Origin of the sequence: Bradyrhizobium erythrophlei (genome assembly GCF_042430365.1) — a bacterium.
Classification (GTDB): domain Bacteria; phylum Pseudomonadota; class Alphaproteobacteria; order Rhizobiales; family Xanthobacteraceae; genus Bradyrhizobium; species Bradyrhizobium erythrophlei.
In genome coordinates this window covers 36,081-49,619 of record NZ_JBHMET010000268.1, presented here as the reverse complement: position 1 = coordinate 49,619, position 13,539 = coordinate 36,081, and the positions used below count along the sequence as shown (strand labels likewise).

Annotated in this window: 15 protein-coding genes and 1 tRNA gene; 12 read left to right on the top strand and 4 right to left on the bottom strand. The window is 65.0% G+C overall.

The window, feature by feature from the left end:
• Positions 1–75: 75 nt before the first annotated feature.
• A complete protein-coding gene (locus ACFFWD_RS40975) occupies positions 76–537 on the top strand; it encodes a MarR family winged helix-turn-helix transcriptional regulator (RefSeq protein ID WP_376975078.1) in 462 nt (153 codons plus the stop codon).
• 11 nt (positions 538–548) lie between these two features.
• Here ACFFWD_RS40975 and ACFFWD_RS40970 read toward each other — a convergent pair whose 3' ends face one another.
• From ACFFWD_RS40970 to ACFFWD_RS40960, 3 genes are all read right to left on the bottom strand, one after another.
• Positions 549–785 (bottom strand): GIY-YIG nuclease family protein, encoded by a 237-nt coding sequence (locus ACFFWD_RS40970; protein ID WP_376975077.1) that lies wholly within the window; start codon positions 783–785, stop codon positions 549–551.
• 166 nt (positions 786–951) lie between these two features.
• Positions 952–1,027: transfer RNA gene (locus ACFFWD_RS40965), tRNA-Ala, on the bottom strand.
• 99 nt (positions 1,028–1,126) lie between these two features.
• Entirely contained in the window at positions 1,127–1,534 is a 408-nt protein-coding gene (locus ACFFWD_RS40960; protein WP_376975076.1) for a TIGR02300 family protein, read from the bottom strand.
• 146 nt (positions 1,535–1,680) lie between these two features.
• Between ACFFWD_RS40960 and aroA the strand changes: the two genes are divergently transcribed.
• Together aroA and cmk are read left to right on the top strand one after the other, a co-directional pair.
• Positions 1,681–3,030: a 3-phosphoshikimate 1-carboxyvinyltransferase gene (gene aroA, locus ACFFWD_RS40955; RefSeq protein ID WP_376975075.1), complete on the top strand. Its 1,350-nt coding sequence runs from the start codon at positions 1,681–1,683 to the stop codon at positions 3,028–3,030.
• A complete protein-coding gene (gene cmk, locus ACFFWD_RS40950; RefSeq protein ID WP_376975074.1) occupies positions 3,027–3,656 on the top strand; it encodes a (d)CMP kinase in 630 nt (209 codons plus the stop codon). Before aroA ends, cmk begins: the two co-directional genes overlap by 4 nt.
• 87 nt (positions 3,657–3,743) lie before the next feature.
• Here the strand turns inward: cmk and ACFFWD_RS40945 are convergent, their stop codons facing one another.
• Positions 3,744–3,917, bottom strand: a complete 174-nt coding sequence (locus tag ACFFWD_RS40945) for a hypothetical protein (protein WP_376975073.1) — start codon at positions 3,915–3,917, stop codon at positions 3,744–3,746.
• A 511-nt stretch (positions 3,918–4,428) separates the two neighbouring features.
• On the opposite strand from ACFFWD_RS40945, the gene rpsA reads away from it, so the two are divergent.
• The 9 genes from rpsA (at position 4,429) to ACFFWD_RS40900 (ending at position 13,536) form a co-directional block, all read left to right on the top strand.
• A complete protein-coding gene (gene rpsA, locus ACFFWD_RS40940; RefSeq protein WP_376975072.1) occupies positions 4,429–6,138 on the top strand; it encodes a 30S ribosomal protein S1 in 1,710 nt (569 codons plus the stop codon).
• Between the two features lie 300 nt (positions 6,139–6,438).
• Entirely contained in the window at positions 6,439–7,416 is a 978-nt protein-coding gene (gene sppA, locus ACFFWD_RS40935) for a signal peptide peptidase SppA (protein ID WP_376975071.1), read from the top strand.
• A 171-nt stretch (positions 7,417–7,587) separates the two neighbouring features.
• Complete coding sequence (locus ACFFWD_RS40930; protein WP_376975070.1) at positions 7,588–7,917, top strand: integration host factor subunit beta; 330 nt, start codon at positions 7,588–7,590, stop codon at positions 7,915–7,917.
• Between the two features lie 70 nt (positions 7,918–7,987).
• The gene (locus ACFFWD_RS40925; protein WP_376975069.1) at positions 7,988–8,380 is read left to right on the top strand and encodes a LapA family protein; all 393 of its coding nucleotides are present in this window, start codon (positions 7,988–7,990) and stop codon (positions 8,378–8,380) included.
• Positions 8,381–8,442: 62 nt separating this feature from the next.
• Positions 8,443–9,102: a phosphoribosylanthranilate isomerase gene (locus ACFFWD_RS40920; RefSeq protein WP_376975068.1), complete on the top strand. Its 660-nt coding sequence runs from the start codon at positions 8,443–8,445 to the stop codon at positions 9,100–9,102.
• Positions 9,099–10,316 carry a tryptophan synthase subunit beta gene (gene trpB, locus ACFFWD_RS40915; protein ID WP_376975067.1) on the top strand — a complete coding sequence of 406 codons (1,218 nt, stop codon included), beginning with the start codon at positions 9,099–9,101 and terminating at the stop codon, positions 10,314–10,316. The genes ACFFWD_RS40920 and trpB overlap by 4 nt, the downstream gene beginning before the upstream one ends.
• Complete coding sequence (gene trpA, locus ACFFWD_RS40910; RefSeq protein WP_376975066.1) at positions 10,313–11,149, top strand: tryptophan synthase subunit alpha; 837 nt, start codon at positions 10,313–10,315, stop codon at positions 11,147–11,149. The genes trpB and trpA overlap by 4 nt, the downstream gene beginning before the upstream one ends.
• 105 nt (positions 11,150–11,254) lie before the next feature.
• Complete coding sequence (gene accD / locus ACFFWD_RS40905; protein WP_376975065.1) at positions 11,255–12,196, top strand: acetyl-CoA carboxylase, carboxyltransferase subunit beta; 942 nt, start codon at positions 11,255–11,257, stop codon at positions 12,194–12,196.
• Positions 12,193–13,536, top strand: a complete 1,344-nt coding sequence (locus ACFFWD_RS40900) for a bifunctional folylpolyglutamate synthase/dihydrofolate synthase (RefSeq protein WP_376975064.1) — start codon at positions 12,193–12,195, stop codon at positions 13,534–13,536. Before accD ends, ACFFWD_RS40900 begins: the two co-directional genes overlap by 4 nt.
• The last annotated feature ends 3 nt before the right edge of the window (positions 13,537–13,539 follow it).

Here is a 13,539-nt window from a genome sequence, read left to right as displayed (position 1 = left end):
AATTGTTCGCAATTGAATCCGCGGTCCCATGGCCCCACAATGACCCGCGAATGTGTCAGGTTTGACGAGATGACGATGGTCAGGAAACAAACGGCGGCCGATCAGGCGCTGCGGCTGGATAACCAGATTTGCTTTGCGGTCTATTCGACCGCGCACGCGTTCAACCGCGTCTACAAGCCGCTGCTCGACCGGCTCGGCCTGACATATCCGCAATATCTCGTCATGCTGACGCTGTGGGAACGCGACGGCGTCGCGGTCAAGGACATCGGCGAGCGGCTGTTCCTCGACTCAGGCACGCTGACGCCGCTGCTCAAGCGACTGGAGGCGGCGGAATTGATCAAGCGGACCCGCAGCACCGCGGACGAGCGCCAGGTGCTGATCGCGCTGACGCCGCAGGGCCACGCGCTGCGCGAAAAGGCCAAGGCCGTGCCGCAGTCGATCCTCGCCGCATCGGCCTGCTCGGTCGGCGAATTGCTGGGGATGAAGAACGAGATCGTCGCGCTGCGCGACCGGTTGAATGCGGTGTTGGGGGAGTAGGGCTTCGCTCCTCAGAAGTGCTTCTTCGAGAACGCGCGCCCCGAGCCAGACTTCAGATATTTCTCAAAAGCGACGGCGCGTGCTTCGTCGTCGAATGCAAAGTAGGTCCGGATCCGCCAAGGTCTGTACTTGGACGTGTGCGGCACCTCGCCCGCATTGTGCTTCGCCAGGCGGGCTCGCAGGTCGTCAGTAATCCCAACATAGAAATGCTCGGAATCGAGACTTTCGAGAATGTAGACATATTTCATGGAGTGCCCTCCCGGAGGGAGGATACCCGATCGCCGTGTGGAAGTCAGAGAGGGCTTGCCTCAGCCCGCCGTCGCCCTTCGGGCTATGGCGGGGCAGCCTTCGCTCACTTCGCTACGAGGGACTTCCCGGGCTTGCCCAGCCGAAGCTCGCGAAGCGAGCGAAGGCTGGTGGAGCCAGGCGGGATCGAACCGCCGACCTCTTGCATGCCATGCAAGCGCTCTCCCAGCTGAGCTATGGCCCCTTAAGTCTTCAGTCTGGGCGCGATTATTCTATCCCGCCCAGCCCCCGAGTCCTAGGCGACTCGTGGGGCAGCACCCTTCACCACAGATCGGCGACGATCTCAAGTCTCTTCGTCGCCTCCGACGTCACCAATGATGTCGGTGACGTCCTCATCGCCCTCTTCCTCATCGGCAATGAAGGTCGAATCGTCGTCGTCATCGTCGTCGATGGTCTCATCGACCTCGATATCGTCCTCGGATTCGGGAACCTGGGCCTTGACCTTCCCGGTGTTCTCCTCGGCATCGGCCTCCTCGAGCGAGACCAATTCTTCGGCTTCCGCGGGCTCCGGCATGTCGGCGGCGGTCGACGGCGAACTCACGGTCGCGCCACGGCCCCGCGGCGGGGCTACCGGCGCGATCGGCACGACCTCGCCGGTGTAGGGCGAGATCACCGGATTCTTGTTCAGATCGTAGAACTTCTTGCCCGTAGTCGGGCAAATGCGTTTGGTTCCGAGGTCGGACTTGGCCACGTGGTGATCCCAGAATTTTCCTGAAAAACGGTGCTTCACTTGGCTAGTTGAGCGGCCGCTGTCAATAGCGGTTTTAAGCGCATTTGACGGGCGCGTGACGCGGTGTTGCCTATGTGATACCTGCCGCGGCGCGAGAGGACACAATCTTGACCCATTCAGACGGCCTTGCCGACACCCCAACCCCGCTGGAAGCCCGCGCGAGCGGCCCTTTGGCCGGCAAAGTCCGCGCTCCCGGCGACAAGTCGATTTCCCACCGCGCCCTGATCCTGGGAGCGCTGGCGGTCGGCGAAACCCGCATTTCCGGCCTCCTCGAGGGCGAGGACGTGCTCAATACCGCCAAATCCATGCGCGCTTTGGGTGCCAAGGTGGAGCGGACCGCCCCGTTTGCCTGGACAGTTTCGGGCGTCGGCGTCGGCGGCTTCGCCGAGCCCGCCCAGCCGCTCGATTTTGGCAATTCCGGCACCGGCTGCCGGCTGGTGATGGGAGCGGTCGCCGGATGCCCGATCACGGCGGTATTTGACGGCGACGCCTCGCTGCGCTCGCGGCCGATGCGCCGGATCCTCGACCCCCTCGAACTGATGGGCGCGCGGGTCCAGGACATCCGCGAGGGCGGCCGCCTGCCGCTGACATTGAGCGGCGCCCGTTATCCGGTGCCGATCGTCTACAAGACGCCGGTTGCCTCGGCGCAGATCAAGTCCGCGGTGCTGCTCGCGGGGCTCTCCGCCCCCGGCATCACCACCGTGATCGAGCAGGAGGCAAGCCGCGACCATACCGAGCTGATGCTCAAACATTTCGGCGCAGAGATTTCGTCAGTGCAGGAAGGCAGCCACGGCCGCCGGATCACGCTCAACGGCGAGCCCGAACTGCACGGCGCCGAAGTCGTGGTGCCCGCCGATCCCTCCTCGGCGTCATTTCCCATCGTGGCGGCGCTGATCGTCGAGGGCTCCGATGTCGTGTTCTCCGACGTGATGACCAACCCGCTGCGCACCGGCCTCTTCACCACGCTGCGCGAGATGGGCGCCTTCATCGAGGAGAGCGAGGTCCGCGGCGATACCGGCGAGCCGATGGCGCGCCTGCGCGTGCGCGCCTCGAAGCTGCGCGGTGTCGAGGTGCCGCCGGAGCGCGCGCCGTCGATGATCGACGAATATCTCGTGCTGGCGGTCGCCGCGAGCTTTGCCGAGGGCACCACGATCATGCGCGGCCTCAAGGAGCTGCGCGTCAAGGAATCCGATCGGCTGGAAGCGACCGCGGACATGCTGCGCGTCAACGGTGTCAAGGTCGAGGTCGCGGGCGATGACCTGATCGTCGAGGGCCACGGCCATGTGCCCGGCGGCGGCCTCGTCGCCACCCATATGGACCATCGCATCGCGATGTCGGCGCTGGTGATGGGCCTGGCCTCGGACAAGCCGGTCAAGGTCGACGACACCGCTTTCATCGCCACCAGTTTTCCGGATTTCATCCCGATGATGCGCGGGCTCGGAGCGGAGTTCTCATGATCATCGCCATCGACGGTCCCGCCGCCTCAGGCAAGGGCACGCTCGGCAAGCGGCTCGCCCATCACTACGGCTATCGCCATCTCGACACCGGCGTGATCTACCGCGCGGTGGCCTATGCACTGATGGAAGCCGGTGCCGACCTCAACAATGAGGCGTTGGCAGTCGCCGCGGCGCTCGAGCTCGATCCCGAGAAATTCGGCAATCCGGTGCTGAAGACGCAGAAGGTCGGCGAGGGCGCATCCGTCGTCTCCGCGTTTCCCAGCGTGCGCGAGGCGCTGGTCAATTTCCAGCGCCAGTTCGCCGCCGATCCGCCCGGTGCGGTGCTCGACGGCCGCGACATCGGCACGGTGATCTGCCCGCATGCCGACGTGAAGATCTTCGTCGTTGCCGATCCCAGGGTGCGGGCGCGGCGGCGGACGCTGGAGGCACGCTCGCGCGGCGAGAATGCCGACGAGGAAGCGGTGCTCGCCGACATCCTCAAGCGCGACGAGCGCGACAAGAACCGGCCGATCGCGCCACTGCGCGCCGCTCCGGACGCCCATACGCTGGACAATTCCAATCTCGATATCGAGGCCGGCGTGCGCGCCGCGATCGCGATCGTCGAGCAGGTTCGCGCCAGGCGCTGATCGAGCGCGGGCAGGGAAAACAACCAGGACAAGAAAAAGCGCGATGACGAGGTCATCGCGCGCCGAATCCGGTCCGGACCCGTTCGATCAGTTCTTCGACCAGTAACGGTCGAACGGCAGTTCCTGCTCGGCCATGGTCAAAAGCGGCTGCGCCGCCTGGGCCGATGCGGGGTGCCCGGTCGAGACCGCGCCGGGCATCGCGGCAACGGCATTTCCGAGCGTCAGGACGGCAATCGCCGCCAGCACCATAAAGTTTTTCATTGGTAGTCCCCCCTGTTTTTGAACGGTGCCATTGTATGGGGCGTCGCTTAAGGGCGGGTTCCGAGGGCGGTCTCCTGCGGGCATTTCGCGCGACGCGGTCAACAACACGTTGAGATGCCGGATTTGCGGCGCCGTCGACGGCGCGATTAGCCTTAAGCGCCCGTAAATCGGGCATTTCTGCTTGCCCAAAATGGGCCCGGGAGCTATATCAGCGCCGTCCGGGCCGCCATCGATCATGTCGTGGCTGTCCGAGCGGGCCGGCGACGGGTTTGACTGCTTTCAAACGAAACCGACGCCGTATCTGGAGGAACGCCCGCTCCCGGTCTTGACGTCGATATTCTCGTTTCAGGTCCCGGATAAAATCAAACGTACCGAACGTGCAGTCATGCTGCCGGTCCGCTGTTGCGCCTCCCGCAACGAGCGGTCGTCAGGGTTTGCGGAACTCTGACACTTCACGCGCGGTGCGCCCATCAACCCGAACGGCCGGCAAGATCCCGCACCTGGAGAACAAATGGCTTCGAATACTGCTGCTTCCTATAATCCGACCCGCGACGATTTCGCCGCGATGCTTGATGAGTCCTTTGCCGGCGGCAACCTGCAGGAAAGCTCGGTCATCAAGGGCAAGGTGGTTGCTATTGAGAAGGACATGGCCGTCATCGACGTCGGCCTGAAGACCGAAGGCCGCGTCGCGTTGCGCGAATTCGCCGGCCCCGGCCGTGAAAGCGATCTGAAGGTCGGCGACACCGTCGAGGTGTTCCTCGACCGCATCGAGAATGCGCTCGGCGAAGCCGTGCTGTCGCGCGACAAGGCGCGCCGCGAGGAGAGCTGGGGCAAGCTCGAGAAGGCCTTCCAGAACAACGAAAAGGTCAACGGCGTCATCTTCAACCAGGTCAAGGGCGGCTTCACCGTCGACCTCGACGGTGCGGTGGCCTTCCTGCCGCGCTCGCAGGTCGACATCCGTCCGATCCGCGACGTCGCGCCGCTGATGAACAACTCGCAGCCGTTCCAGATCCTCAAGATGGACCGCCGCCGCGGCAACATCGTGGTGTCGCGCCGCACGGTTCTCGAAGAGACCCGCGCCGAGCAGCGCCAGGAGCTGGTGCAGAACCTCGAAGAGGGTCAGGTGATCGACGGCGTGGTCAAGAACATCACCGATTACGGTGCGTTCGTTGATCTCGGCGGCATCGACGGCCTGCTGCACGTCACCGATATCGCCTGGCGCCGCGTCAACCATCCGACCGAGGTGCTGACCATCGGCCAGACGGTGAAGGTCAAGATCATCAAGATCAACCACGAGACCCACCGCATCTCGCTCGGCATGAAGCAGCTCTTGGATGATCCGTGGCAGGGCATCGAAGCCAAGTACCCGCTGGGTGCCCGCTTCACCGGCCGCGTCACCAACATCACCGACTACGGTGCGTTCGTCGAGCTCGAGCCGGGCATCGAAGGCCTGATCCACGTCTCCGAGATGTCGTGGACCAAGAAGAACATGCACCCCGGCAAGATCGTTTCGACTTCGCAGGAAGTCGAAGTGCAGGTGCTCGAGGTGGATTCGGTCAAGCGCCGCATCTCGCTCGGCCTCAAGCAGACCATGCGCAATCCCTGGGAAGTCTTCGTCGAGAAGTTCCCGGTCGGTTCGGTGGTCGAGGGCGAGGTCAAGAACAAGACCGAGTTCGGTCTGTTCCTCGGTCTCGAGGGCGACGTCGACGGCATGGTCCATCTCTCCGACCTCGACTGGAAGCTGCCGGGCGAGCAGGTCATCGACAACTTCAAGAAGGGCGACATGGTCAAGGCCGTGGTGCTCGATGTCGATGTCGAGAAGGAGCGCATTTCGCTCGGCGTCAAGCAGCTCGAAGGCGACCCCTTCGCCGAGCCGGGCGACGTCAAGAAGGGTGCGGTCGTGACCTGCGAAGTGCTCGAAGTGAAGGAAGCCGGCATCGAGGTGAAGATCTCGGGCACCGACTTCACCACCTTCATCAAGCGGTCCGAACTCGCCCGCGATCGCAACGACCAGCGCACCGAACGCTTTGCCGTCGGCGAGAAGGTCGATGCCCGCGTGATCCAGTTCGACAAGAAGGCCCGCAAGGTGCAGGTCTCGATCAAGGCGCTGGAAGTCGCCGAAGAGAAGGAAGCCATCGCGCAGTACGGCTCCTCCGATTCGGGTGCGACGCTCGGTGACATCCTCGGCACCGCGCTCAAGAACCGCGGCGAGAACAAGTAAGCGTTCGCTCAATACACGCGATCAATCAGGCCCCGGCGCAAGCCGGGGCCTATTTTATTGGGCGCATGTAGCCCGGATGGAGCGAAGCGAAATCCGGGGGTCTGCATCCGCGGTTCATACTGCCCCGGATTGCGCGGAGCCTGTCATCGGGCGCGCATTCGCGCGACCCGTTGGCTCCATCCGGGCTACGAAAATGCGAGCCTTGTTTTCTTCATATTGCGTCGCAATTGATGTATTTGACTAAGCCAATAGTGACGCTGCGATTGCAAAACGCCGGGCGCGCATTTCAGGAGAAATTCGATGTCGCTGGATTCAGACGTGATCGTCGATCGCCGCAGGATTCGCCGCAAGCTGACGTTCTGGCGTGTCACCGCCGCCGTCGTTGCGATCGCCGCCATTGTCGGCGTCGGCGTGATCGCGGCTGGCGGGCGCGGCTCGCTCGCCACCTCCGGCTCGATCGCGCGCGTCACGATCGAAGGCCTGATCCGCAGCGACCAGACGCGCGTCGAGGCGCTGGAGCGGCTCGAGAAGTCGCAGGCCGCCGCCGTCGTCCTGCACATCAATTCGCCCGGCGGCACCACGGCGGGCTCCGAGCAGCTCTATGAATCGCTGGTGCGGCTGAAGGCCAAGAAGCCGCTCGTGGTCGTGGTCGAGGGATTGGCAGCTTCGGGCGGTTACATCACCGCGATCGCCTCCGATCACATCGTCGCCCAGCAGAGCTCGCTGGTCGGCTCGATCGGCGTCCTGTTCCAGTTTCCCAACGTCTCCGAGCTGATGAAGACCGTCGGCGTGAAAATGGAAGAAATCAAATCTTCGCCGCTGAAGGCCGCACCGAACGGCTTTGAGCCGACGAGCCCCGAAGCGCGCGCCGCGATCGACTCGCTGGTGAAGGACTCCTATGCCTGGTTCCGCGGCCTGGTGAAGGAGCGGCGCGGCATGGACGACGCGCTCCTGGACAAGGTCGCTGATGGCCGCGTCTTTACCGGCCGGCAGGCGGTCGATCTCAAGCTGATCGATCAGCTCGGCGACGAGAAGACCGCGATTGCGTGGCTGGTCGCCGAGAAGAAGGTCAAGGCCGACCTTCCGGTGCGCGATTACAAGCTCAATCCGCGCTTCAGCGACCTGACCTTCCTGCGTACGGCGACATCTGTGACGCTCGACGCGTTCGGCCTTGGTGCGATCGCTCGGCGGATCGAGCAGGGCGGTATGGTCCAGGCGGTCGACCGCTTCGGGCTCGACGGCATGCTGGCCTTGTGGACCCCCGCCGGAACCAATTGAGCGGTGCAAAGCGTGTCTTTTGGGCGCTTCCCGCTTTGCGGGAGTTGCCGAATGCCCCGTTCGGGCTATTTGTCACGCGCTTTCGCGACGCCCAAAATTGATTTAGCGTCTTGACAGTGCAAGCCATTTTCACGGAAATGGACTTCCGCAAGATCCCGGATCCCACTCTCGATGATCAAATCCGAACTTGTTCAGCGCATCGCCGAGCACAACCCGCACCTTTACCAGCGGGATGTCGAAAACATTGTAAACGCGATTCTCGATGAAATCGTCGCCGCCTTGGCGCGCGGCGATCGCGTCGAACTGCGTGGTTTTGGTGCGTTCTCGGTAAAGCACCGGCCGGCCCGTGCTGGCCGCAATCCCCGCACCGGCGAGCATGTGCCGGTCGATCAGAAGAGCGTGCCGTTCTTCAAGACCGGCAAGGAAATGCGTGAGCGCCTCAACCGCGACGGCGCCGAGGCGGATGCGCCCAAGGTCGACGCGCCAAAGGCCGACGCGTAAGCGCTGCGTCCACCGTTGCCGTGCTGCGGGTCATGCGCCCGCTCTAGCTCCATCGCTATGAGAGATGGTCATGCGAAAGTTCTTCACGGCGCTGGTCGTCATCCCGCTGGGGCTGATCTTCATCATTTTCGCGGTCGCCAACCGTCACTGGGTGACGGTCTCGTTTGATCCCTTCAATTCCGTGACGCCGACGGTCGCGGTCACGCTGCCGCTGTTCGTCGTCATCATCGCGGTGGCGATCCTGGGCGTCATCGCCGGCGGGATCGCGACCTGGTTCCGGCAGCGGCACTGGCGCCGTGCAAGCAGGCAGGGCGAGGCCGAGGTCCGCCGGCTGCGGGCCGAGGTGGACGAGCTCAGGGCTGCCGCCGCCACCTCCCGGGGCGACGCGCAGCGCCTTCCGGCGCCGGGCCGGCCTGGTTTTTACGGGGCTGCCGGGCGAGACAAGCATGGCGCGACGTTGTAGAACCCGCCCCGTCGGACCGGAGTTGCCCGGTTTCGGCTGTCCGAAACCCGTGTTGAGAGACCATGTCCCTGCTCGTCAAAATCTGCGGCCTGTCCACGCGCGAGACGCTCGACGTCGCGCTCGAGGCCGGCGCTGACATGGTCGGGTTCGTGTTCTTCTCTCCGTCGCCACGCCACATCAGCCTCGAGACCGCCCGTGAGCTCGGCAAGCAGGCCAAGGGCCGCGCCGTGAAGGTCGCGCTGACCGTCGACGCCGACGACGCGACCCTCGAAAACATCGTCGAGACGTTGCGGCCGGATATCCTGCAATTGCACGGCAAGGAGACCACCGCGCGGCTGCGCGACATCAAGCAGAAGTTCGGCCTGCCGCTGATGAAGGCGCTGCCGGTCGAGACCGCAGCCGACCTCGCGCCGCTGCCGGGCTATGCCACCGTCGCCGATCGCATCCTGTTCGACGCCCGTGCGCCGAAGGAGGCCACGCGGCCGGGCGGCCTTGGCGCGCCATTCGATTGGCACGTGCTGGAAAATCTCGACCTTGCTTTGCCGTACATGGTCTCCGGCGGGCTCAGCGCCGACAACGTCGTGGAAGCCGTCCGCGTCACCCGCGCCGGCGGCGTCGATGTCTCGTCGGGCGTCGAGCGCACGCCCGGCGTCAAGGATCCCGAGCTGATCCGCGCCTTCATCCGCGCCGCGCGCGCAACCCAAGAACTGATGGTTCGATGAATCAAAATCTGCCCAATTCCTTCCGCAGCGGGCCCGACGAGCGCGGGCATTTCGGCATTTTCGGCGGACGCTTCGTCGCGGAAACGCTGATGCCGCTGATCCTCGACCTGGAGAAGGCCTATGCCGAGGCCAAGGCCGATCCGGCGTTCCAGGCCGAGATGGACGGCCATCTCAAGGACTATGTCGGCCGTCCCTCGCCGCTCTATTTCGCCGAGCGTCTGACCGAGCATCTCGGTGGTGCGAAGATCTACTTCAAGCGCGAGGAGCTCAACCACACCGGCTCGCACAAGGTGAACAACGTGCTCGGCCAGATCATGGTCGCGCGCCGCATGGGCAAGAAGCGGATCATCGCCGAGACCGGCGCCGGCCAGCACGGCGTTGCAACCGCGACGCTGTGCGCGCGGTTCGGGCTCGAATGCGTGGTCTATATGGGCGCGGTGGACGTCGAGCGGCAGCAGCCCAACGTGATCCGCATGGAGATGCTGGGCGCCAAGGTGGTCCCGGTGCAGTCGGGAGCGCGAACGCTGAAGGATGCGATGAACGACGCGCTGCGCGACTGGGTCACCAACGTGCACAACACGTTCTATTGCATCGGCACGGTTGCCGGTCCTCACCCCTATCCAATGATGGTGCGCGACTTCCAGTCGATCATCGGCCACGAGACGCGCAAGCAGATGGAGGAGGCCGAGGGCCGGCTGCCGGATTCGCTGGTCGCCTGTATCGGCGGCGGCTCCAACGCCATGGGCCTGTTCCACCCGTTCCTGGACGATCCCTCGGTCGAGATCTTCGGCGTCGAGGCGGCCGGCCACGGATTGACCCAATTGCATGCGGCGTCGATCGCCGGCGGCCGCCCCGGCGTGCTGCACGGCAACCGCACCTATCTGCTGATGGACGAGGACGGCCAGATCACAGAAGCGCATTCGATCTCGGCGGGCCTCGATTATCCCGGCATCGGGCCAGAGCATTCCTGGCTGCATGAGGTCGGCCGCGTGACTTATCTGTCGGCGACCGACGATGAGGCGCTTGCGGCATTCCAGCTCCTGTCGCGGCTCGAAGGCATCATCCCGGCGCTGGAGCCTGCGCATGCCATCGCCAAGGTGATGGAGCTCGCGCCGAAGCGGCCTCGGGATCACCTGATGGTGGTCAACCTCTCCGGCCGCGGCGACAAGGACGTGCCGCAGGTCGGCGACATCTTGAAGGGCAAGAAGAAGTGACCACCCGTATCGACGCACGTTTCGCCGAGCTGCAAAAGCAGGGGCGCTCCGCCTTCGTCACTTTCGTGATGGCCGGCGATCCCGACCCGAAGACCTCGCTCGACATCGTCAAGGCGCTGCCGAAGGCCGGTGCCGACATCATCGAGATCGGCATGCCCTTCACCGATCCGATGGCCGATGGCCCGTCGATCCAGGCCGCCGGCCTGCGCGCGCTCAAGGGTGGCATGACCCTCAGGAAGACGCTGGAGATGGTGCGCGGCTTCCGCAAGGATGACGACGCCACGCCGCTGGTGCTGATGGGCTACTACAACCCGATCTACATCTATGGCGTCGACAAGTTCCTCTCCGATGCGAAGGCCGCCGGCGTCGATGGCCTGATCATCGTCGACCTGCCGCCGGAGGAAGACACCGAGCTCTGCATCCCCGCGTTGAAGGCCGGACTGAACTTCATCCGCCTGGCAACGCCGACGACCGACGACAAGCGGCTGCCCGCGGTGCTCGCGAACACCTCGGGCTTTGTCTATTACGTCTCGATCACCGGCATCACGGGAGCGGCGGCGGCCGACGCCAAGTCGGTCGCTGAGGCGGTGGCCCGGATCAAGCGCCACACCGCATTGCCGGTCTGTGTCGGCTTCGGCATCCGCACGCCGGAGACGGCGCGGGCGATCGCCGAGAATGCCAATGGCGCCGTGGTCGGCACCGCGCTGGTTGATGCCCTCAAGGGCAGCCTCGACGCCGATGGCCGTGCCACGGCCAGGACCGTGACCGCGGTGGCGGACCTCGTCGCCTCGCTGGCCCAGGGCGTCCGGGGCGCCAGGCAGGCCGCTGAATAAGCCACAATTTGCGGCAACATGGCCGCCGACGGCGGCTTGTCGGGTATCGCCCGGCCCGCCATATATCCACCTGATGCGGCACCGATCCGCATGTCGGAGCGAACCATGAACTGGCTCACCAACGTTGTCCGGCCGAAGATCCGCAACATCCTGCGCCGCGAGACGCCGGAGAACCTCTGGATCAAGTGCCCCGACTCCGGGCAGCTCGTGTTCTACAAGGATGTCGAGGCCAACCAGTTCGTCATCCCCGGCTCCAACTACCACATGCGCATGGGCGCGGTGGCGCGGCTGAAGTCGATCTTCGACAATGAGACCTGGTTCGACGTCGCGCTGCCCGACGTCACCGCCGATCCACTGAAATTCCGTGACGAGCGCAAATATGTCGACCGCATCAAGGATGCGCGGACCAAGACCGGGCTGAACGATGCGGTCAAGGTCGGCTACGGCAAGCTCGAAGGCGCCGGCGTCGTGGTCGCGGTGCAGGATTTCGATTTCATGGGCGGCTCGCTCGGCATGGCCGCGGGCGAAGCGATCGTGCGCGGATTGGAGCTCGCGGTTGAGAAGAAGTCGCCCTTCATCGTGTTCGCGGCGTCCGGCGGCGCGCGGATGCAGGAAGGTATCCTGTCGCTGATGCAGATGCCGCGCACCACCGTCGGCGTGCAGATGCTGCGCGAGGCCAGGCAGCCCTATATCGTCGTGCTGACCAATCCGACCACCGGCGGCGTCACCGCCTCCTATGCGATGCTGGGCGACGTGCATATCGCCGAGCCGGGCGCGCTGATCGGCTTTGCCGGCGCGCGCGTGATCGAGCAGACGATTCGCGAGAAACTGCCCGAGGGCTTCCAGCGCGCCGAATATTTGAAAGAGCACGGCATGGTCGACATGGTCGTGCATCGCCACGACATGCGCCCGACGTTGGCACGGCTGTGCCGCCTGCTGACCAAGTCGCCGGCGCTCGATACCGCGTCCAAATCCGCCGCAGGCGTCGCGAGCCCGGCCCAGATCGTCACGGCTCCGGAAACGGTGCCGGCCGCGCCGCACGCGTGAACGCATCAGCCGCCAGTCCACAACCCTCGTTCGAGGCGTTGATCGCGCGGCTGTCGGCGCTGCATCCTGAGCGTATCGACCTCAGCCTCGACCGCATGCACGGGCTGATGAAGCGGCTCGGCCATCCCGAGCGCAAGCTACCGCCTGTCATCCACGTCGCCGGCACCAACGGCAAGGGCTCGACGATCGCCTATTTGCGCGCGATCCTGGAAGCTGCCGGCCTGCGCGTGCATGTCTTCACCTCGCCCTATCTGGTGCGGCTCAATGAGTGCTACCGGTTGGGGGCCGTCGGCGGCGGCAAGCTCGTCGGCGACGACGAACTGCGCGCAACCCTCGAACATTGCGAACAGGTCAATGCAGGGAACCCCGTCACCATCTTCGAGATGGAGACCGCGGCGGCGTTCTGCCTGTTCTCAAAACATCCGGCCGACGTCGCGCTGCTCGAGGTCGGGCTCGGCGGCCGGCTCGATTCGACCAATGTGGTCGAAACTCCGCTCGCCTCCGTGATCGCGCCGATCAGCATGGATCACATGGAATTCCTCGGCGATACGCTGGCCTCGATCGCCGCCGAAAAGGCCGCGATCATCAAGCGCAAGGTGCCGGTGATCTCTGCCGAGCAGGCGCCGGACGCGATGGCCGTGGTCGAGGCCGCGGCCCACCGCTTGCGCGCGCCGCTGCATGCCGCGGGCCAGCAATGGCATGTCAGCGTCGAGCGCGGCCGACTGGTCTATCAGGACGAGCGCGGCCTGATGGATCTCGCCGCGCCAAAGCTGTTCGGCCGTCACCAGTTCGACAATGCCGGGCTGGCGATCGCGACATTGCGCGCCATCGATGCGTTCAAGCTCAACATGTCAGCCTATGAGGCCGGCATCGTCGGCGCCGAATGGCCGGCGCGGATGCAGCGGCTGGCGTCGGGCGCGCTGGTCTGCCAGGGGCCGCAGGGCTCTGAGGTCTGGCTCGATGGCGGGCACAATGCGGAAGGCGGCCGCGTCGCGGCAGCCGCGCTCGGCGACCTCGAGGAGCGCGTGTCGCGGCCACTCGTCGTCATCGCCGGCATGATGGGAAACAAGGATGCCGGCGCCTTCCTCGCCAATTTCGCCGGGCTGACCCGCCACATCATCGCGGTCCCCGTGCCCGGCCGTGACAACGGCATGCCGCCGGATCGACTGGCCGATGCCGCGCGTGCGCTCGGCATGCGCGTCGAGATCGCAAGCGGCGTCGACGCCGCGCTGCAGCGGCTCGCCACGCTCGCCTACGAGATTCCGCCGCGTATCCTGATCACCGGGTCGCTCTATCTCGCCGGCCCCGTGCTCGCCGCCAACGGCACGCCGCCTGCATGATCA

What these genes read in the sequence shown, in the direction of transcription:
- ACFFWD_RS40975 (WP_376975078.1), top strand. Translation starts at nt 76, where the DNA reads ATGGTCAGGAAACAAACGGCGGCCGATCAGGCGCTGCGGCTGGATAAC.
- ACFFWD_RS40970 (WP_376975077.1), bottom strand. Translation starts at nt 785, where the DNA reads ATGAAATATGTCTACATTCTCGAAAGTCTCGATTCCGAGCATTTCTAT.
- cmk (WP_376975074.1), top strand. Translation starts at nt 3,027, where the DNA reads ATGATCATCGCCATCGACGGTCCCGCCGCCTCAGGCAAGGGCACGCTC.
- ACFFWD_RS40945 (WP_376975073.1), bottom strand. Translation starts at nt 3,917, where the DNA reads ATGAAAAACTTTATGGTGCTGGCGGCGATTGCCGTCCTGACGCTCGGA.
- rpsA (WP_376975072.1), top strand. Translation starts at nt 4,429, where the DNA reads ATGGCTTCGAATACTGCTGCTTCCTATAATCCGACCCGCGACGATTTC.
- sppA (WP_376975071.1), top strand. Translation starts at nt 6,439, where the DNA reads ATGTCGCTGGATTCAGACGTGATCGTCGATCGCCGCAGGATTCGCCGC.
- ACFFWD_RS40930 (WP_376975070.1), top strand. Translation starts at nt 7,588, where the DNA reads ATGATCAAATCCGAACTTGTTCAGCGCATCGCCGAGCACAACCCGCAC.
- ACFFWD_RS40925 (WP_376975069.1), top strand. Translation starts at nt 7,988, where the DNA reads ATGCGAAAGTTCTTCACGGCGCTGGTCGTCATCCCGCTGGGGCTGATC.
- ACFFWD_RS40920 (WP_376975068.1), top strand. Translation starts at nt 8,443, where the DNA reads ATGTCCCTGCTCGTCAAAATCTGCGGCCTGTCCACGCGCGAGACGCTC.
- trpB (WP_376975067.1), top strand. Translation starts at nt 9,099, where the DNA reads ATGAATCAAAATCTGCCCAATTCCTTCCGCAGCGGGCCCGACGAGCGC.
- accD (WP_376975065.1), top strand. Translation starts at nt 11,255, where the DNA reads ATGAACTGGCTCACCAACGTTGTCCGGCCGAAGATCCGCAACATCCTG.